Source organism: Nonomuraea sp. bgisy101, from assembly GCF_057708945.1.
Window position 1 is genome coordinate 126,936 of the sequence record NZ_JBYITD010000014.1, and the last position, 17,825, is coordinate 144,760.

General features: G+C 70.9%; 19 protein-coding genes and 1 tRNA gene. 8 read left to right on the forward strand and 12 right to left on the reverse strand.

Features of this window, described 5'->3' with window-relative positions; translation table 11 throughout:
• The 4 genes from AC3EO4_RS26250 to AC3EO4_RS26265 are packed head-to-tail and all read right to left on the reverse strand — an operon-like array spanning position 1 to position 5,577.
• Positions 1–1,263 carry a vWA domain-containing protein gene (locus tag AC3EO4_RS26250; RefSeq protein WP_431898337.1) on the reverse strand — a complete coding sequence of 421 codons (1,263 nt, stop codon included), beginning with the start codon at positions 1,261–1,263 and terminating at the stop codon, positions 1–3.
• Positions 1,260–2,105 (reverse strand): PP2C family protein-serine/threonine phosphatase, encoded by an 846-nt coding sequence (locus AC3EO4_RS26255; RefSeq protein WP_379580890.1) that lies wholly within the window; start codon positions 2,103–2,105, stop codon positions 1,260–1,262. Before AC3EO4_RS26255 ends, AC3EO4_RS26250 begins: the two co-directional genes overlap by 4 nt.
• Positions 2,102–4,348 carry a tetratricopeptide repeat protein gene (locus tag AC3EO4_RS26260; protein WP_379580889.1) on the reverse strand — a complete coding sequence of 749 codons (2,247 nt, stop codon included), beginning with the start codon at positions 4,346–4,348 and terminating at the stop codon, positions 2,102–2,104. Before AC3EO4_RS26260 ends, AC3EO4_RS26255 begins: the two co-directional genes overlap by 4 nt.
• The gene (locus AC3EO4_RS26265) at positions 4,345–5,577 is read right to left on the reverse strand and encodes a hypothetical protein (protein WP_431898338.1); all 1,233 of its coding nucleotides are present in this window, start codon (positions 5,575–5,577) and stop codon (positions 4,345–4,347) included. Before AC3EO4_RS26265 ends, AC3EO4_RS26260 begins: the two co-directional genes overlap by 4 nt.
• Before the next feature lie 161 nt (positions 5,578–5,738).
• Here AC3EO4_RS26265 and AC3EO4_RS26270 point away from each other — a divergent pair, with 161 nt between their 5' ends.
• The 5 genes from AC3EO4_RS26270 to AC3EO4_RS26290 all read left to right on the forward strand — a co-directional run bounded on the left by AC3EO4_RS26270 (position 5,739) and on the right by AC3EO4_RS26290 (position 10,123).
• The gene (locus tag AC3EO4_RS26270; RefSeq protein ID WP_358138514.1) at positions 5,739–5,897 is read left to right on the forward strand and encodes a hypothetical protein; all 159 of its coding nucleotides are present in this window, start codon (positions 5,739–5,741) and stop codon (positions 5,895–5,897) included.
• 75 nt (positions 5,898–5,972) lie between these two features.
• Positions 5,973–7,148, forward strand: coding sequence for an iron uptake system protein EfeO (gene efeO / locus AC3EO4_RS26275; protein WP_431898339.1), 1,176 nt, complete (start codon positions 5,973–5,975; stop codon positions 7,146–7,148).
• 3 nt (positions 7,149–7,151) lie between these two features.
• Positions 7,152–8,351, forward strand: a complete 1,200-nt coding sequence (gene efeB, locus AC3EO4_RS26280) for an iron uptake transporter deferrochelatase/peroxidase subunit (RefSeq protein WP_431898340.1) — start codon at positions 7,152–7,154, stop codon at positions 8,349–8,351.
• A gap of 24 nt (positions 8,352–8,375) precedes the next feature.
• Positions 8,376–9,653 carry an amylo-alpha-1,6-glucosidase gene (locus tag AC3EO4_RS26285; protein ID WP_379580884.1) on the forward strand — a complete coding sequence of 426 codons (1,278 nt, stop codon included), beginning with the start codon at positions 8,376–8,378 and terminating at the stop codon, positions 9,651–9,653.
• The gene (locus AC3EO4_RS26290) at positions 9,650–10,123 is read left to right on the forward strand and encodes a hypothetical protein (protein ID WP_431898341.1); all 474 of its coding nucleotides are present in this window, start codon (positions 9,650–9,652) and stop codon (positions 10,121–10,123) included. Before AC3EO4_RS26285 ends, AC3EO4_RS26290 begins: the two co-directional genes overlap by 4 nt.
• Positions 10,124–10,160: 37 nt before the next feature.
• Here AC3EO4_RS26290 and AC3EO4_RS26295 read toward each other — a convergent pair whose 3' ends face one another.
• Positions 10,161–10,520 carry a YtxH domain-containing protein gene (locus tag AC3EO4_RS26295; RefSeq protein ID WP_379580882.1) on the reverse strand — a complete coding sequence of 120 codons (360 nt, stop codon included), beginning with the start codon at positions 10,518–10,520 and terminating at the stop codon, positions 10,161–10,163.
• Between the two features lie 139 nt (positions 10,521–10,659).
• On the opposite strand from AC3EO4_RS26295, the gene AC3EO4_RS26300 reads away from it, so the two are divergent.
• Positions 10,660–10,732 (forward strand) — tRNA-Asn (locus AC3EO4_RS26300).
• A gap of 36 nt (positions 10,733–10,768) precedes the next feature.
• Here AC3EO4_RS26300 and AC3EO4_RS26305 read toward each other — a convergent pair.
• A complete protein-coding gene (locus AC3EO4_RS26305) occupies positions 10,769–11,104 on the reverse strand; it encodes a site-specific integrase (RefSeq protein ID WP_431898343.1) in 336 nt (111 codons plus the stop codon).
• Between the two features lie 135 nt (positions 11,105–11,239).
• Positions 11,240–11,773, reverse strand: coding sequence for a hypothetical protein (locus AC3EO4_RS26310; protein WP_431898344.1), 534 nt, complete (start codon positions 11,771–11,773; stop codon positions 11,240–11,242).
• 107 nt (positions 11,774–11,880) lie between these two features.
• Between AC3EO4_RS26310 and AC3EO4_RS26315 the strand changes: the two genes are divergently transcribed.
• A complete protein-coding gene (locus AC3EO4_RS26315) occupies positions 11,881–12,336 on the forward strand; it encodes a hypothetical protein (protein ID WP_431898345.1) in 456 nt (151 codons plus the stop codon).
• A gap of 111 nt (positions 12,337–12,447) precedes the next feature.
• Here AC3EO4_RS26315 and AC3EO4_RS26320 read toward each other — a convergent pair whose 3' ends face one another.
• From AC3EO4_RS26320 to galK, 3 genes are all read right to left on the reverse strand, one after another.
• Positions 12,448–13,221, reverse strand: coding sequence for an enoyl-CoA hydratase-related protein (locus AC3EO4_RS26320; RefSeq protein WP_431898346.1), 774 nt, complete (start codon positions 13,219–13,221; stop codon positions 12,448–12,450).
• Between the two features lie 210 nt (positions 13,222–13,431).
• The gene (locus AC3EO4_RS26325) at positions 13,432–14,550 is read right to left on the reverse strand and encodes a nitric oxide synthase oxygenase (protein WP_431898347.1); all 1,119 of its coding nucleotides are present in this window, start codon (positions 14,548–14,550) and stop codon (positions 13,432–13,434) included.
• Positions 14,551–14,768: 218 nt separating this feature from the next.
• The gene (gene galK / locus AC3EO4_RS26330) at positions 14,769–15,884 is read right to left on the reverse strand and encodes a galactokinase (protein WP_431898348.1); all 1,116 of its coding nucleotides are present in this window, start codon (positions 15,882–15,884) and stop codon (positions 14,769–14,771) included.
• A gap of 43 nt (positions 15,885–15,927) precedes the next feature.
• Here galK and AC3EO4_RS26335 point away from each other — a divergent pair, with 43 nt between their 5' ends.
• On the forward strand, positions 15,928–16,749 hold the full coding sequence (locus AC3EO4_RS26335) for a 1-aminocyclopropane-1-carboxylate deaminase/D-cysteine desulfhydrase (RefSeq protein ID WP_431898349.1): 822 nt from the start codon (positions 15,928–15,930) through the stop codon (positions 16,747–16,749).
• On the opposite strand, the gene AC3EO4_RS26340 is transcribed toward AC3EO4_RS26335, so the two are convergent.
• Positions 16,683–17,357 carry a DUF6766 family protein gene (locus AC3EO4_RS26340; RefSeq protein WP_379580874.1) on the reverse strand — a complete coding sequence of 225 codons (675 nt, stop codon included), beginning with the start codon at positions 17,355–17,357 and terminating at the stop codon, positions 16,683–16,685. The genes AC3EO4_RS26335 and AC3EO4_RS26340 overlap by 67 nt on opposite strands.
• A 79-nt stretch (positions 17,358–17,436) precedes the next feature.
• Entirely contained in the window at positions 17,437–17,814 is a 378-nt protein-coding gene (locus AC3EO4_RS26345) for a hypothetical protein (protein WP_431898350.1), read from the reverse strand.
• Positions 17,815–17,825 lie beyond the last annotated feature (11 nt).

Consider the following 17,825-nt stretch of genomic DNA (forward strand, 5'->3'; position numbering starts at 1 on the left):
TCAGCCCTCCTGCCGCAGCTGGCTGGTCCGCGTGGACCCCGTGTCCAGCTCGATCTCGTCCGCCTTGTCCACGCGGGTGCGCAGCCTGGCCGTGCCGGTGCCCGGGTCGACCTCCACCACCTTGTCCAGCAGCCTGGCCGTGTCCTCCCGCCCGGAGGAGTCGGCGAGCTGCTTGGCCTTGGCCAGCCTGGCCGTCGCGGTCGCCGTGTCACCCGCCGCGCGGGCGCTCAGCCCCTCCTGGATCAGCTCGTGCAGCTCCGCCTGGCCCGTGTAGTGCGCCACCTTCTTGTTGATCCGGGTCGAGGCGGCGAGGTCGTCCGTCCAGTGCGCCAGGACGTTGCCGCTGGCCAGCACGTCGCCGGTGTCCGGCCGTACCAGCTTGATCCACGCCGCCCTGATCTCCTGGTCGAGCCCGGACGGCGGCACCTCCACGCACAGGTGGTACTCCCGCTCCTCCTCGCCCCACGACCCCGTCGGGTAGTCGCCGGTCAGCGGGTTGACCGCGACCCGCTTGCCCGTCAGGTCGAGCAGGGTCGGCGAGACCTGTTTGACGAACTTCAGCGTGGCGTCCTTGGGAATCCACACGCGCAGCGCGAGCTCGGCCAGCGTCTTGCCCATCGACGCCTCGGTGATCCTGGTGAAGAAGGCGGCCAGGTCCTTCTGGTCGCGCACGTAGTCGAACGTGCCGAGCAGCGCCTCGGAGACCTTACGAAGCTCCGCAGGCACCCAGTCGGCGCCCACGCCGAGGCTGTCGCAGACGAACCTGCCTTCGCAGTGCTTCAGCGCCCTGGCGAAGGCCTCGTCGCCCTCGTTGTTCTGCCCGTCGGTCATGAGCAGCGCGTGCTTGATGGCGCCTGGCCTGCTCTCCAGCAGGTCGGCGGCCAGCCGCAGCCACTGCCCCATCGAGGTGCCGCCGTTGGCGTCCAGGTTGCCGATGGCGGTCTTGGCGTTGCCGCGCGTGCTGTGGTTCGCCGTGGCGAGCTTCCTCCCCCGCGGGTAGATCATGCGGGCCGAGGTGTCTCCCGCGATCACCGCGAACTCCACCCCTTCGCGCAGCGCGTCGACGGCGGCCTTCGCCGCCTGCCTGGCCTCCCTGATCTTGCTGCCGGACATCGATCCCGACGTGTCGATGATGATCACTTCGGCCGCCTCGGCCGGCACGGAGGGCGCCGCCGTGGCGGCGACGGTGAGAATGGCGTGCACCTCCCTGCCACCGAGCGGCAGGTCCTTGTTCTGGTCGATGTGCAGCGTGAAATCGCTCAAGACGCTCTCCTGACCGGTATCAGAACGACGGTGATGTTGTCGCGACCACCGGAGGCGAGCGCGTGGTGCACGAGCGCCCGCGCCCCGTCGATGGGTACGGCGGCGCGGAAGGAGACGGGGTCGTCGAGATAGCCCCACAGCCCGTCCGTGCACACCATGAGCAGGCCCGGCGCGTCGGGCACGAAGCCGATCGCGCGGCAGCCCGCGTTCCTGGCGTCCGCGCCCAGCCACGCCGTCAGCACTCCCGCCGTGGCGACGTCGTCGTCGGTCAGCAGGACCGCGGTCCCGTCGTCCGGCAGCCAGTAGGCGCGGCTGTCCCCGACCCAGCCGACCGTGACCAGCTCGGGCCCCGCCACCGCCGACACGTAGGTGCAGGCGGGGGCGTCGTCGGCGGAGGTGCCGAGTTCGGCGACGGCGCGGGCGGCCCGCGCGTACGCCGCCCTGGTGGCCGTCTCCTGGCCGGAGCCCGCCTTGAGCTCCTCGGCCAGGATCGCGACCCCGGTCTGCGCGGCCAGCGTCGAGGCGGTCTCCGGGCGCGGCGACTGGGACACGCCGTCGCAGACCACGGCGATGACCCGCCCTTCGGCCTCGCCCAGCGCCATCGCGTCCTGGTTGCGGCTGTGGCGCAGGCCCCTGTCACTGGCGCCAGCGGCGCCCGAGTCGAGGACGAGCTCGACATGGTCGGTGGCGGCAGGGGCGCGCAGGCCGCACTCGGCGCAGTAGCCGTCGGCGATCTCGCCGCCGCAGGCCGTACAGGAGGCGGGCGGGCCCAGCGGGGAGCCGCACTGCTCGCAGAAGGCGTGGTTGGGGAGCACGGAGGCCCCGCACGCCGGGCAGTTCACAGCCACGTCCTCGGCCGGACCGCGTTGGCGCGGTCGACGAGGTCGTGTCTTTCCTGCCTGGTGGCCGCGGCTCTGGCCAGGTCCCGGTAGACGCCTTCCAGCCTGACACGCACGCCCCGCTGGGTGAGCGGCGCGCCGAGCAGCGTCGTGGCATGGGTGGGCGGGGGCGCGGCAGCCGCCAGCCAGGTGAGCGCGGCCTCCAGGAGCTCGGCCGCCAGCTCGCCCCTGCGTCGCCCTTCCAGGTGCTTGAGCTGGTCGAGCCGTTCGCCGGCGGCGATCAGTTCGGCGGGCGCGAGTTCGGCGGCCGGACGCCGCGCGGCGAGCGCCACCAGCGAGGTCTGCGCGGTCACGTGCTGGCTCGACGAGGCGGGCACCTGGTCGAGGGCGGCCGCGGCGTCGTTGATCCTGCCTGCCGCCAGCTTGGACCTGGCCAGGCCGAACGCGGCGCTCACGTAGCCGCGGTCGGTGCGCCACACCGTGGCGTACCAGCGGGCGGCGGTCACGTGGTCGCCCGCCTGCTCGTGCGCGAAGCCCAGCGCCAGCTTGACGGCCGGCTCGCCGGGCAGCAGACCGAAGCAACGGTCGAACAGCGCCAGGTCCGGCTTTCCCGACACCAGCGTCCGCACCGCCTGGTACCAGGTCACCCGCCAGTCGCCGTGGAGCGTCCGCGCCGCCTCGTCGAGGAAACCGTCGCTGAGATCGTGCTCGGCCACCACCCTCGCCTTGGTCAGCAGCGTCTCGGTGGTGGCGGGCAGCGCGGACACCCTGCTGAGCAGCTCTCGCGGGTCGCGCGCGATCAGCCCGGGCAGCAGTCCTGCCGCAGGGTCGGCGGGATCGACCAGCGGCACCGGCAGCGCCGCCGCGGCCGCCTTCGGATCGAGCGGCTCGAACACGCCGGTGACGCCCTCCGCGACCCGCTCGGGCCCGAAGACCGCCGACTGGCTCGGGTACGGCACGCCGTCCTCCGCCGCGCGGATTTCCCTCAGCACCCCCGTGAGCTGCTCGGCCATGTCGGCGGCGTCGGGGAAGCGCAGGCCGGGCTTGGGATGTGTCGAGCGGACGAGGAAGCGGTGGAAGGACTCGTTCCCCCACGCCTCCGGCCCCGGCAGCGGCTCCTCCACGCCGCCCCGCGCGGGGCTGAAAGGATGGCTCAGCACGGCCAGCGTCCGCGCCACCGTGTAGAGGTCGGAGGTGACCGAGGGTCCGGACGCGGCGATCTCGGGAGCGTGGTAGCCGGCCGTGACGTACGAACTGCCGGTGCGCGCGCCGATGCGCTGGACGGCGCCCAGGTCGATGAGCTTGAGCTGCTGCCTCACCTGGATGACGTTGGCCGGTTTCAGGTCGCAGTAGACGAGACCGTTCTCGTGCAGGTAGTCGAAGGCCTTGAGCATCTCCAGCGCGTAGGGGATCGTCTGGCGCAGCGGCAGTGCCTTCCCCTCGCGCAGCCGCTGTTTGAGCAGGTCCTGCAGGGACGGGCCGCCGACGTACTCCATGACGATGTAGCCGGCGCCCTCGTGCCGCTGGAAGTTGAAGATCTTGACGATGTTGGGGTGGTCCACGGTCGTCAGGAACTTCCGCTCGGCCTCCGCCGCCGCGAGGGCCTCGGTGTCGGCGGCGTTGAGCAGGCCCTTCAGCACCACCCATCGACCGTCGAGGTTCTCGTCCGCGGCCAGGTAGATCCAGCCGAGCCCGCCGTGCGCCAGGCAGCCGAGCACCCGGTACTGCCCCGCGACCAGCGCGCCGGGAGCGAGTTTGGGGGTGAAGCTGTAGGGGGTGCCGTCGTGAGGGCAGAATCCCTCGGTGCGGCCCGGCACGCCCTCCCTGCTGCGCCCCACCGGCCTGCCGCACGCCGAGCAGAACCGTTTGTCCTCCGGCACCTCGGGGTCGTCCATGACGGCGTCGGCCGGATCCCGGTACGGCGTCGGCGGCACGTCGACCAGGCCGTGCCCGAGCACGCCCTTCGACCGCCTGGCGGAGGTCGACCTGCTGCCCGACGACACGGAGCCGGACGACGTCGCGCCCGACGACACCGAGCCGGACGACGCCGCGCCGGAGGGCATGGAGCCGGACGGCCCGCCGCCCGACGGCCCGCCACCGGACCAGGCGGTGGACGCACTCGGGGCGGAGGCCGCGGAGCCGCCGCCCGCCGGCAGCGGGACCGGTGGGCTCTCGGCATGGCCACAGAAGTCGCAGTAGCCGTCATCGATCGTGCCCGTGCAGCCTGGCTGCGCGCACCTGGTCATCGGCGCCCTCCGTGGATCGCGTCCTGATAGTGCTCCACCGCGTCCGCCGCCTGGTTGAGGTCGCACGGGGCGGTCCACAGCAGCTCGTGGGCCCGCGTGAAACGGCGGGCGCTCTCGGGGTCCTCGGCGAGGCCGACGCGGACGGCCTTGGACTGCGTGGCCAGCAGCCGTCCGCGTAACTCGTCCCTGCGGGCCATCAGCCCGAGCAGGGCGGAGGTCGTGGTCCTCGCGCGGTTCAGCGCCTCCCGGGCCGCGGCCTCCACGCTCGACAGCCGTCTGGCCCGCTCCACCCATCCGCCGCCGGCGAGGCCCACCGGAGGAGTGGCGGCGGCGTCGGCGGCGGCGAGGCCCGCCGGAGGAAGGGCGGCGGCGTCGGCGGCGAGACGGTCGCTCGCGGGGCGCGGCCCGGCCGAGGAAGGAAGGAGGATCTTGACCGAGACCAGCAGGTGGGTTCTGCGCGCCTCCGCCTCCGCCGTCCTGACGAGGGCGATCAAGTCGGTCAGGGCGGCGTGCCTGGGGCCGTACGAACGTCTGAGGGCGTCGGCGCGGGAGAGGTCGGTCAGCCGGGAGTCGAGCGTCGCGCCGAGCCTGTCGAGGTCGGCGACGGGGAAGTCGAGGGGGTCGGCGGTGGCGGTGGAGCGGAGGCGGGCCAGTTCGGCCGCGTGTCCAGGAGCGGGGGGCGGCTCGCCGAGGTCGGCGGTGAGGCGGGTGATCTCGTCGAGGCGGGCCGCCGCCGACTCCATCGCGGGCAGGAACGCCGTCCACGCCGCGTCGATCTCCGTCAGGGTCTCGCCCACCGAGCGGAACGCCTCGTCCATCCGGGTCACGGTCTCGTCGAGGCTGAGGCCGTCAGCGGGCGAGGGGCGTAACGACCGCCGCTCGACCGGCTCGGCCTCGGCCGCCGGCCGTACGGAGGGGCCCATGAGAAGGAACGTCAGCTCCTCCAGCTCGGCGGGCCCGGGGCGGGCGCGTCGGGCCCTGACCTCCTCGGCCTGGCGCAGCACCCCGCGGTAGGCGTCGTACAGGGTCCAGACGCGCGTCATGGCCTCCTGGGCCGAGGCCCACGCGGTCAGCGTCCTGCCGCGTAACGCGGCGCCCTTGAGCAGCTGGAACGAGGTGTGGGACTCCAGATCGAGCAGATCGCCCGAGATGCGGTCACGCTCCTCGCCACGCGTACGCAGGGCGTGGTCGGCGCCCTCCCCGCTCATCGGCGGCCCGGCCGGTTGCATCAACGTTCCCCCGTCGAAGTGTGGACCCCCGCACCTCATTTACCGGGTCAACGCATGACATGTCCAGAGGGGTTCCTGACCCTGAGAGGGTCCCCCTGACTTGTCCCTGATTCGCCTCAGGAACCTGACCGCGAGGGCCGCGGGAGCCTAGCGTTGACCACATGGCACGCATCCTTCTCATCATCGCCCTCGTCATTGTCGGTCTCATGCTCCTCGGCCCGATCCTGGGCTTCGCCCTCACCCTCCTGAAGTGGGCGCTGATCATCGGCGGCGTCGCCGTGGCCGCGATGTTCGTCTCGCGGTGGCTCAAGACGCGGTAGGTGACGCACCCCGCCTCCGAGGTTTAGCTTAGGGAAAGCTTAGTTAGGACGACCTAACACGCCAAGGAGTCGCCCATGCGTTCCCTAGCCTTGTGTGGAGTCCTCGCCTTCGCACTCGCCGCCTGCGGCAACGCCGCGGACGACGGCGCCGACGGAGGCAGCGCCAGCGGGAGCGGAAGCGAGCCATCGGCACCGCGGCCCGCGCCCACGGGCGCCGTCCAGGAGACGGTGGCCGTCACCGCCACCGACACCACCTGCGTCGCGAACAAGACCGACCTCAAGGCGGGGGTCGTCAAGTTCGTGATCAAGAACGACGGCGGCCGGTTCACCGCCGTCTACGTCTACCGCGCCGACAAGACGGTGGTGAGCGAGCGCAACAACATCCAGCCGGGCACCTCCGCCGATCTCGTCGTGGAGATCGGCGGCGGCACCTACGAGCTCGCCTGCAAGCCCGGGCACAAGGGCGACGGCATCAGGACGCCCTTCAAGGTCACCGGCGAGCTCCAGGTCGCCGCCGACCCGCGCGTCACCAGGGCGGTCGACGAGTACCGCGCCTACATCGCCGCCCAGCTCGACGACTCGATCGCCAAGACCCAGGAGTTCGCCGCCGCGATCAAGAAGGGCGACGTCACGAAGGCGAAGGCCCTGTACGCTCCCAGCCGTGTCGGCTGGGAGAGCATGGAACCGGTGGCCGAGGCGTTCGGCGACATCGACCCCAAGGTGGACCTGCGCGAGGCCGACCTCGAAGCCGGCCAGAAGTGGACGGGCTGGCACCGCCTGGAGAAGGCGCTGTGGAAGCAGCCCGACACGCTCCCCAAGGAGGCGAAGTACGCCGACCAGCTCCTGGCCGACCTCGACGACCTGAAGAAGCGGCTGCCCAAGGCCGAGATCACCGCCGCCTCCATGGCCGGCGGGGCCAAGGAGCTGCTCGACGAGGTCGCCACGGGCAAGGTCACCGGCGAGGAGGAGGCCTTCTCGCACACCGACCTGTGGGACTTCGACGCCAACGTCGCCGGCGCCAAGAAGGTCTACGAGCTGCTCACACCGATCCTCATGGAGCGCAACCCCGCGCTGGTCACCACCCTCGACACCGAGTTCGCCGACCTCCAGAAGCTCCTGGCCGCATACGAGAAGGGCGACGGATACGTCTCCTACACCGAGCTGTCCAAGCAGCAGGTCAAGGAGCTCGCCGACGCGGTCAACGCCCTCGCCGAGCCCCTGTCGGGCCTGGCCGCCGCCGTGGCGGGCTGAGCCGTGGTCACCCGACGCAAGCTGCTGACCGGCGCGGGGCTCGTCGCCGGCGCGGGCGTGGCCGGAGGAGCCGTCTACGGCGTCGTACGGCAGGCCGACCCCGCCCCCGCGTCCGCCGCCGGACACGCCCCCATCCCCTTCCACGGCGCCCACCAGGCGGGCATCGCCACGCCCGTCCAGGACCGCCTGCACTTCGCCGCCTTCGACCTCACCAATCCGACGCGCGACAGGGTCGTCGCCCTGCTCAGGCTCTGGACCGCGGCCGCCGAGCGGATGACGGCGGGCATGCAGGTCGGCGGCGGAGCGCTCGGCGCGCCGCTCGCCCCGCCCGACGACACGGGCGAGGCGCTGGGCCTGCCCGCCTCCAGGCTCACGCTCACGATCGGCTTCGGCGCGTCGTTCTTCGACAGGCTCGGCCTGGAAAGGCCCGCCGCGCTGAAGGCCCTGCCGCACTTTCCCGGCGACAAGCTCGACCCCGCCCGCAGCGACGGCGACCTGTGCGTCCAGGCGTGCGCCGACGACCCGCAGGTGGCCGTGCACGCCGTACGGAACCTGGTGCGGCTCGGGTTCGGCACGGCCGGCGTGCGCTGGTCGCAGCTCGGCTTCGGCAAGACCTCCTCCACCACGCCGGAGGAGCAGACGCCGCGCAACCTGATGGGCTTCAAGGACGGCACGAACAACATCCCCGGCGCCGACGCCAAGCTGCTCGACCAGCACGTATGGATCGGCTCGGAAGGGCCGAAGGCGCTGGCGGGCGGTACCTACCTGGTGGCGCGGCGGATCAGGATGCACATCGAGACCTGGGACCGCACCTCGCTCAAGGAGCAGGAGGACATCTTCGGCCGCACGAAGGGCGAGGGCGCGGCCTACGGCCGTACGCGCGAGCACGACCCGGTCGACCTCGCGCGCCTGCCCGCCGACTCGCACGTGAGGCTGGCCAATCCCGGCTCGCTCGGCGGCGTCAGGATCCTGCGGCGCGGCTACTCCTTCACCGACGGCAGCGACGGCCTCGGACGGCTCGACGCGGGGCTGTTCTTCCTCGCCTACCAGCGCGACCCCGAGACAGGGTTCATCCCGATCCAGCGGGCCCTGGCCAAGACCGATCCGCTGAACGAGTACATCCAGCACGTCGGCTCAGGCCTGTGGGTGTGCCCGCCGGGGGTGGCCCAGGGCGGGTTCTGGGGACAGGGCCTGTTCAGTTAGGACAGACCGGAGCATAGTGGGCAGATGGAGGCGCGGCCCGCGGTTGACGACGCGGCGCTGGGGCGCGAAGCCCTGCACGTGCTCGAGGCGAACTGGATGGGGTCGGCCACCGTGCCCGCTCCTGGCCTCTACCCGCACCAGTGGAGCTGGGACTCGGCCTTCGTCGCCATCGGACTGGCCAGGCACCGGCCCGAGCGCTCCATGGCCGAGTTGGACGGCCTGCTGCAGGGCCAGTGGGCGACGGGGATGGTCCCGCACATCGTCTTCCACACCTCCGAGGCCTACTTCCCCGGGCCTTCCGTCTGGCGTTCGTCCGACCACCCCGACGCTCCCCCCGGCATCCTCACCTCCGGCCTGACCACGCCTCCGCTGCACGCGCTCGCCGTGTGGTGGCTCTGGCGACACACCGCCGACACCGCCTACGTCAGGAAGGCCTTCCCGGCGCTCGCCGCCCAGCACGCCTACCTCGCCACCACCCGCGACCTGGGCGGGGGAGGGCTCGCCTCGATCGTCCACCCGTGGGAGTCCGGGATGGACGACAGCCCTACATGGGACGAGCCGCTGGCCGCCCTGCCCGAGATCCGGTACGGCTACCGCACCCCCGGCATGGACGAACGCCACCCCGACAGCGACCATGACCGCTACGTCTGGCTCGCCCTTCGCTACCGCGACGCCGGCTACCGTCCCGAGTACCTGCGCGACGAGCACCCGTTCGCGGTCGAGGACCCGATGTTCAACGGCGTCTGGCTGGCCTCCTGCCACGCCCTGGCCGAACTGGCCCCGATCGCCGGCTTCGACGCAGCCCCGCACCGCGAGCAGGCCGCCACCATCAGGTCGGCCCTCGCCGAACGCCTGTGGAACGGCTGCTTCTACGCCCGCGACCTGCGCGCGGACCGCCTCATCCCGGTCACCACCGTCGGCTCCTTCGGCCCGCTCCTGGACCCCGAACTGCCCCGCGACACCGTCACCGCGCTGGTCGACATCCTGGAATCGGCCCGCTTCATGGGCGCCACCGGCTACCCCGTCCCGAGCTGCGAGATCCGCGCCCACCAGTTCGACCGCACCCGCTACTGGCGCGGGCCCTCCTGGGTCAACACCAACTGGCTGCTGCGGCGCGCCGCCATCCTCCACGACCTGCCCCACCTGGCCCAGCTGCTCACCACCGGCACGCTCCGCCTGGTACGGCAGGCAGGATTCCGCGAGTGCTTCGACCCCTTCGACGGCAGCGGCAGAGGGTGCAGGGACTTCTCGTGGAGTGCGGCGCTCACCCTGGATCTGCTCGCCGATACCTTGGGCTCATGAGTTTCTTCCGCCGCCTGCCGTCCGACGTGCGCAAGGGCCTGGCCACGACCAGCGGGGAACGCGTGCTGACCTTCGCGCGAACCGACGAAGGCTACGTGGTCGCCACCGACCTCGCGCTCTTCCTGCCCGGCGGCGAGCGCGTGCCGTGGGAGACCGTGGAACAGGCGGGATGGGACGACGACGGACTCAGCCTGACCACCTCGGACGGCCGCCGCCTGTCGGCTCGCGTCGCCGAACCCCACCGCCTGCCCGAGGCCGTCCGCGAACGGGTCAACTCCACGATCGTGGTCAACAAGCACGTGCAGCTGCCGGGCAGGGGAGGGGTGCGCCTCGTCGCCCGCAGGTCGCCCGGCGCCGACGCCTTCACCTGGACCTTCCACTTCGACGAGGGTCTCGACCCGGCCGACCCCGGGCTGCGCGCCCAGGCCGAGCAGGCGTTGGAGGGCCTCAGGCGCAGCATGGGCGTCTGACGCCTGCGAGGGAGCCCGGCCGCTCCGGGCCCCCTCCCTAGTACGACACGCCCGTGTCGTTGGCCTGCGCCTCTTTCTTCTGGTGTCCCGGTTTCCCGGACCCGGACTCCGGCTCCTGGATCCCCGGCTTCTCCGGCCAGCCGGTGCCCGTGTCGAGGTGATCGACCTCGTGGCCGCCCCTGCCCAGGAAGGGAATCTTGTCGACGAGCGTGTTGCCGACCTTCGATCGCGCCACGCCGGCGACCTTGGAGACCTGCGCGCCCATCAGGCCCGCGGCCTCCTGCACCGTAGGACTGTCGGCGACACGCTGGGCCGCGCGCTTGATCTGTTCGTAGCGCTCGCGACCCGCCCGGCTGCCCAGTACGTAGCCCACGGCCATCCCGACAGCGAACATCATCCGATATCGCATTTTCCACCTCCGCTGTCTCCGGGCCTACCCCGCTCACGATGCGACACGCACTCAGGATGTGCGCTAATCTATTCCTGTGCCGAGCGGAGGGGCCCAACAGCCCAGCCAGTAAGGCGTCGAAGCGCGATCCCGTGTAGCTCAATCGGCAGAGCAGCCGGCTGTTAACCGGCAGGTTATAGGTTCGAGTCCTATCGCGGGAGCTTGGCATCAGTCGATGAACATAAAGCTCAGGCCCTCTACCTGGAGACAGGTTGGAGGGCCTGAGTCGTTCCGAGAGCCACTATCCGAATGACGTCCATGGCTTCGGCTCCGTGGACGACGACCGGCCTGATCCGGCGCTGGTAGACGGCTTGCGTGGTGGTGGGCGTCGAGTGGCCGACGAGATCGGCGATGCGCTCCACGGAGGCGTCCCCGTCGCTCAAGATCGACACGAAGGAGTGCCGGAGCTCCCGCACTTTCCGTCGGTTCCCGATGCCCGCCTTCTTCGTGATCACCCGTAGACCGCGCAGCACGCGCATGGGGTCGAGCAGGGTTCCGTCGTCGCGCGTGAAGATCAGACCCTGGTAGACCATCCGCGGGGCCGCCTCCGCTCTGTCGCGACTCTGACATCGGGCGCGCGGCCGGGCAGCCCCGCGGCCGGCCCGCTACCCGGTAGGTGGGACGACGGCAGACGGGCAGGCCGGATGTGTGGATGGGCCGGCGCACGCTCACAATCCTCGGTCGCGATTGAACTTCTCTCGATCTAGAAAGTACTCGGAAGTATCACTCGTGGCCTTGACGACAACGGGGTCCTCAAGGGGGGCGGGCCAAATCTGAAGGTAGTGGTCATCGATGCCGTCATCCCTCGTGCCTTCCCCATCCATGCCCTTGACGTGATACCGAATGCGGTAGGTTCCAGGCCCGGCCTGGAGAGGAGGAAGAGGGCACATCACAGCCTCGTCGAAGGTGAACCCACTCATCTCCACTTCGCCCGACATGGACACGTAGCCGATTTCCACGATGTCCTCATAGATAGCGAGATCTGCCCCCGGGTCCCGGTCGGCGATCGTCACAGTGAAGTCGGCCGGCCCGCACTGGTGGGTGATGTGAAGGGCGACCCAGCCCTTCTCGACCTCGATGAACCCAACGGACTGGGCTGGTGTGTCGGCATACCCGTCGAGTTCCTTGTCCTGCAGACCGGCGATGCCACAGTCGGCGACTTCGACTGTCAGACGTACAGTGCGAGTCTCATCGTTGCTCATGAACGGGGAGCGTAAACGCCGCCACCGACAAGTCATGATCACTCGCAGGCCCCGCGCTACGCACATGGGATCGAGCAGGGTTCCGTCGTCGCGCGGAAGACGAGACCGTGCTCCTGATCGCGGAGGCGCGCAACGCAAGCGCGCACAAGGGCCCGCCGCAAGGCAGACTCGGAACGGAGGTTCCCGTGGCACTGAGAGACCTTGAAAGCGGTGATGGCTGGCTTCCCCCGACTGCGCGACTGGTTCGGGATTCAGGTGAGCTGCTGTTCGTCCCGCCGAACCAGGGCGAGTCTGAACCTGAGGCTCGCGCCTACGCGGGGGAGTGGTTTCGGCGACGCTTCGCGCCCGCGAAGAGCGCGTTCGCGATCAGGCAACGCGAGGATCTCGATTCCGAAGAGGACGCGGATCTGATCGCGCAGCTTGGGCAGTGTCCTCCAGGAACCAGGGTCGCCTTCGGCGTCGCCTACAGGGACGGCTTCCCGCCTCTGCCGGAACTCGATGACCCCAACGACGGCGAGTCCTATCGACGCCGCCTTCACGCACGATCGCAATCGTCCCCTTGACGCCGAGCGAGCGGTGGAGGCCGCCTCGCACCTGCCTCGCCACCCGGACGGGACAGGCCACGGCCGACCCACCTGCGAGGACGACGCCGACATCCGGCGGGCGGTGGCTGGTCAGAGGGGAGGGAAGCGGGGGTCGCGGCGCTCGAGGAAGCTGGCCACGCCCTCGGCGAAATCCGGCCGTTCGAACGAGGCGAGCATCTCCCTGACCGCCGTCCTGGCCGACTCCTCCAGCGTGTGGTTCCAGTCGCCCCACACCTGTCGCTTGATGACGTCCATGGAGGCGGGGGAGCTGTGCACGGCCAGTTCGCGCGCGTACTCCTGGGCCGCCGGCAGCAGTTCGTCACCGGGGACGGCCCTGTTCACCAGGCCCATGGCGCAGGCCTCGGCGCCGGTGAACACCCGGCCCGACAGCAGGACGTCCATGGCCCGCTGCTGGCCCATGAGGCGCGGCAGCACCCACGACAGCCCGTACTCGGCGACCAGCCCTCTACGGGGGAAGGCCGTCGTCCATTTGGCGTCCTCGGCGGTGAACACCAGGTCGCACACCAGCGCGTGCACCATGCCGAGCCCCGCGCACGCCCCGTTCACCGCGGCGATGATCGGCTTGCGGATGGTGGTGGGGAAGGTGTTCGGCCTGGGGTCGGGCTCCTCGTCGTAGGTGCCGGACCGGATCGCGTCCAGGGTCTGGAAGTCGGCGCCCGAGCAGAAGCCCTTGCCCGCGCCGGTGACCACGATCGCCCGGACCGCTGGGTCCTTCTCGGCCTGTTCGAGGAGGTCGAAATAGCGCCGGCCCATGGCGTCGGTCCACGCGTTGAGACGCTCGGGGCGGTTGAACGTCAGCGTCATCACGCCCTGGTCGATCGACGACAGCACCGGCTCGGACATCGCGCACCCTCCAGGCGGGACCCAGTTACAGAATAACGTTCTACACCAAGGGGGCTCCGTTGCCCACCCCGGCCACGCGCGCCCGGGGAGCGTCCCCTGGACGGGCGGGACCCCGCGCCGGACGGAGGCGCCTGCCCGTGCCTGCCGTACGGGAAGGGCCCCGGCGCGGGGTCGCCACCACGGAGATCGCCGGCGAACGGCGCGGGGCGGCTACGAGTGGGCGGGGACGAAGGCCGGCGTGAGCAGGCGCTGGTCGTAGTAGCGGTGGAAGACGGGCGTGGCCGCGCCGGACATCGGCGGCACGATCCACGACCAGTCGGCCGGGCAGGCCCTGCCGGCCTTCTCCTCCCGCTCCAGATGGGTGAGGAAGCGCCTGGACTCGGTGTGGTGGTCGGTCATCGTCACCCCCGCCGCCTCGAACGAGTGGAGCACGGCCACGTTGAGCTCCACCAGCGCGTGGTCGCGCCACAGGGTGCGCTCGTGCGAGGTGTCCAGGCCCAGCCGCTCGGCGATCACCGGCAGCTGGTCGTAGCGGTCGTGGTCGGCGAGGTTGCGGGCGCCGATCTCGGTCCCCATGTACCAGCCGTTGAACGGCGCGCAGGGGTAGCAGATGCCGCCGATCTCCAGGCACATGTTCGAGATGGCCGGTACGGCGTGCCAGCGCAGGTCCAGTTCCTCGAACCAGCGGTACTCGGGATGCCTGATCGGCACCTCGAGGACCGCGTCTCCCGGCACGGTACACAGCAACGGCCGTCCCTTGGCGGGCTGGACGACGAGCGGCAGCACGTCGAACCTCGTGCCCGCGCCGCCGCGCCAGCCCATCCTGAGCGCCTGCTCGGTGAAGGCGATGTTGCGCGGGTCGCCGAGCACCGTGCCGTCATCGAGGCGGTATCCGGCGTAGCGGATGAGCTGCTCGTTCACGACGCGCGGTCCTGGGCAGCCGGGCCGGTCCTGGGCGAACACGGTGATCATCGGCCTGATCCTGCCGTGGCCCGTCGCCTCCCTCAGGTGGGCGACGCATTCGACGGCGACGCCCTCGGCGCTGAAGACGTCCCGGCGGTCTCTCACCTTGAGCGAACGCCAGTAGAGCCGCCCGATGCAGCGGTTGCTGTTGCGCCAGGCCACTCGCGCGCCGAACTCCAGTTCGTCGGCGGTGTGGGTGTAGGTGCCGGACTTCGCCGCGTCCCGCGCGATCTGACGCAGGCGCGCGGCGACGTCGCCCGCGCCTGGGTTCTCCGCGTGGAACAGGCGGATGAAGCGCTCCGCCTCACGGAAGTCGACGGTTCTCTCGGTGACGGTGTGGACATCGAAGGGGCGCAGAGATCTCATCCACGTAAGCACGCAGCAACCAGCGCATTCCGGGTTGGCGGATCGCGCGACCGATTCCGGGTCGGAGGCACGGTCCTGTTGGCGTCGCCCTCACCACGTCGCCCTCGTGTGGTCCGCAGCAGACCACATCTTCACCTCGCTCAACACGATTTGTCCCCTAAACCGGAAAATTGCGTGATCGCGGCACTCCGGAGCGTCACCCGGTGCAGGGAAACGGGTCAGAGAGCGACCTCGTGGGCGCCCCTGGCGGGGGTGGCGGGCAGGAAGCGGGGCTCCTTCCAGCCGCGCTCCGCGTAGGCCGCCTGCACCGACTCCCGTACGGCCGGCACCCGCTCCTCCGCCACCAGCGCGATGGCCGACCCGCCGAACCCGCCACCGGTCATCCGCGCCCCACGCGCGCCGCCCCGGACGGCGGCCTCCACCGCGACGTCCAGCTCGGGCGAGGACACCTCGTACTCGTCCCGCAGCGACAGGTGCGAGGCGTTCAGCAGCGCCCCGATCTCGGCGACCGCGCCCGCCCTCAGCAGCCCGATGACCGCCTCGACGCGGTGGTTCTCGGTGACGACGTGCTGCACCCGCTTGCGTTCGTCGCCCCGCAGGACGGACAGCGCCCCCGCCAGGTCCGTCACGTCGCGCAGCGCGGCGACGCCGAGCCTGCGGGCGGCGGACTCGCAGTCGGCGCGGCGCTTGGCGTACTGGCCGTCGGCCAACTCGTGGTGGACGCCGGTGTCGATGATGAGGATCCGCATCCCGTGCGCGGCCAGGTCGAGCGGGATGTTGCGGAAGCCGAGCGAACGGCAGTCGAGGAAGAGGGCCTTACCGTCTTCGCAGAGCGCCGACGCCGCCTGGTCCATGATGCCGCAGGGCATGCCGACGAAGTCGTTCTCGGCCTTCTGTCCGAGGAGGGCGATCTCCATGGGGGTCAGGCCCAGGCCGTACACCGCGTTGAGCGCGGAGCCGATGACGACCTCGAGCGCCGCGCTGGAGCTGAGGCCCGCGCCCGCGGGCAGGTCGCCGTCGATGACGATGTCGGCGCCCTGGGTGCGGGAGCCGAGCATGGCCAGGACGCCGACGACGTAGCGGGTCCAGCCCTTGGCGCCGTCCCACGAGCTGATGACCGCGGGATCGCCGGGGGACTGCAGTGACATGAGCCTGATCGTGCCGTCCGTGCGCGGGCTGAGGGCGGCGGTGACGCCCCACGGCACGGCGAAGGGCAGCACGAAGCCGTCGTTGTAGTCGGTGTGCTCGCCGATGAGGTTGACGCGCCCAGGCGCGCGCCACACGGTCGCCGGCTCGGCGGCATATGCACCACGGAAAGCTTCAACAACGCGCATAATCCAACACTCCTCAACAACGGTTCGACCGTAGACTAGCGCGATGGAGGAGATGAGGGATCCCCGGCTCGGGACGGTCAGGCTCTTCCTCAAACACGACGACAACAAGGCCCGCAAGCTCAGGTACAACCTGGGACACCCGCGCGTGCTCAGCTTCGGCGGCGCCTACTCCGGACACCTGCGTGCGCTGGCCAGGGCCGGCATGGAGCACGGCTTCGAGACGATCGGCGTGGTGCGCGGCGAGGAGCACCTGCCGCTCAACCCCTCCCTGGCGTACGCCAGGGCGTGCGGTATGCGCCTGACCTACCTCGACAGGGCGGCCTACCGGCTCAAACACACCCCGCAGGTCCTCGACGGGTTGCGCGAGACGTTCGGGGACGTCGCCATCCTGCCCGAGGGGGGCAGCAACGCGGCGGCGGTGCGGGGCTGCGCCGAACTGCCCGGCGAGATCGACCTCGACTACGACGTGATCTGCTGCCCCGTCGGCACCGGCGGCACCCTGGCCGGCATCGCGGCGGGGCTGCCCGACGGCAAAAGGGCGCTCGGCTTCGCCGTGCTGAAGGGGGCGGGCTTCCTCAACGACGAGGTGGCCAGGCTGCAGCGTGAGGCCTACGGCGCGGAGAGCGGCAACTGGGCCATCAGTCTCGACTACCACTTCGGCGGCTACGCCAAGACCTCACCCTTGCTCGACGCCGCCTTCGAGCAGGTCTACGTCGCCAAGATGATCTACGGGATCCTCGACCTGGCCGGGCGCGGCGCCTTCGCTCCCGGCACCAGTGTCGTCGCCGTCATCACGGGTCAGCTCTCGACCCCCGTCGTGTCGTGGGGCACCCCGACCGGCTTGGACTCGGGCGACCCGCGCTGACGCAGGTAGATCGAGAGCACCACCATGGAGGCCACCGCGAGGAACTCCGACTGCCAGTTCTGCAGCGTCCTGCTCCAGAATTCGGCGCCCACGACATAGGAGCCCCAGCTCTGCGGGTCGCGCAGCTCCGCGAGCCGCTCGGCGTTGTTCGCCGCGACCCCGGCCACCGACTGGGCCAGCCACGACAGCGCGAACACCGTGCCCATGACCCAGCTGAGCGAGCTGCTGAACACCGCCCTTCGCCAGCCGCCGGCCGCGGCCCAGCTCGGCGACCCCTCACGCGCGTGCGGCCCGACGAACTGCTCCTTGTCGGACCTGCCGCCCTCCTCGCCGATCTTCTTCGACTCCGGCGAACCCCGCTGCACCAGCCACACCGTCGCCAGGACGAACAGCAGGAACTGCAGGTACTCCGACTGCCAGTTCTCCGCCACGTCGACCGCGAAGTCCGACGTCGCGACGTACTCCACCACCGACACCGGCTGCCCGCCGTCCACGAGTTGGCGGTCGTTGAACTGGGCCCGCCCCGCGAACGCCTGGCCGACCAGGGCCAGGGCGAAGATCAGCAGGAAGAACAGCGACAGCGAGTTCTCCCTGAGGAAGCGCTTCATCGGTGCATCAGCCCCATCGCGAAGAACCAGGTCAACCCCACGACGATGATGAGCATGGTGGTGACGAACACCGCGCGCATCAGTCCTCCACCTCGCACTCGTACGGCAGGTCGTCGCCCTGCGGCGCGCATCCGGCCGCCCTGACCCGCCAGCCGCCGTCGAAGTGGTGCAGGAAGATCGTGTCACCGTCCATGCGCACCTGTGCCTCGTCGCCCCACACGGCGACCGACTCGATCGTGCCGCCGTGCAGGCCCGCCTCGACGAGCGCCTGGGCACAGGTCTGACCTTCGCGGGGTAGCTTCTCCGCGGTCCTGCGGGCCAGCAGCGCGCAGGCGACCTCGCCGTGCCGCGCGGCCGCCGCGGCCGCGAACCGCTCCGCCGTACGGGCTGGAGGGCCGGTGTCCACCGCGCACCCGGCGGCCAGCAGCAGCCCGAGCAGGACGACAGCAGTTCTCATGGCTCGGGAGC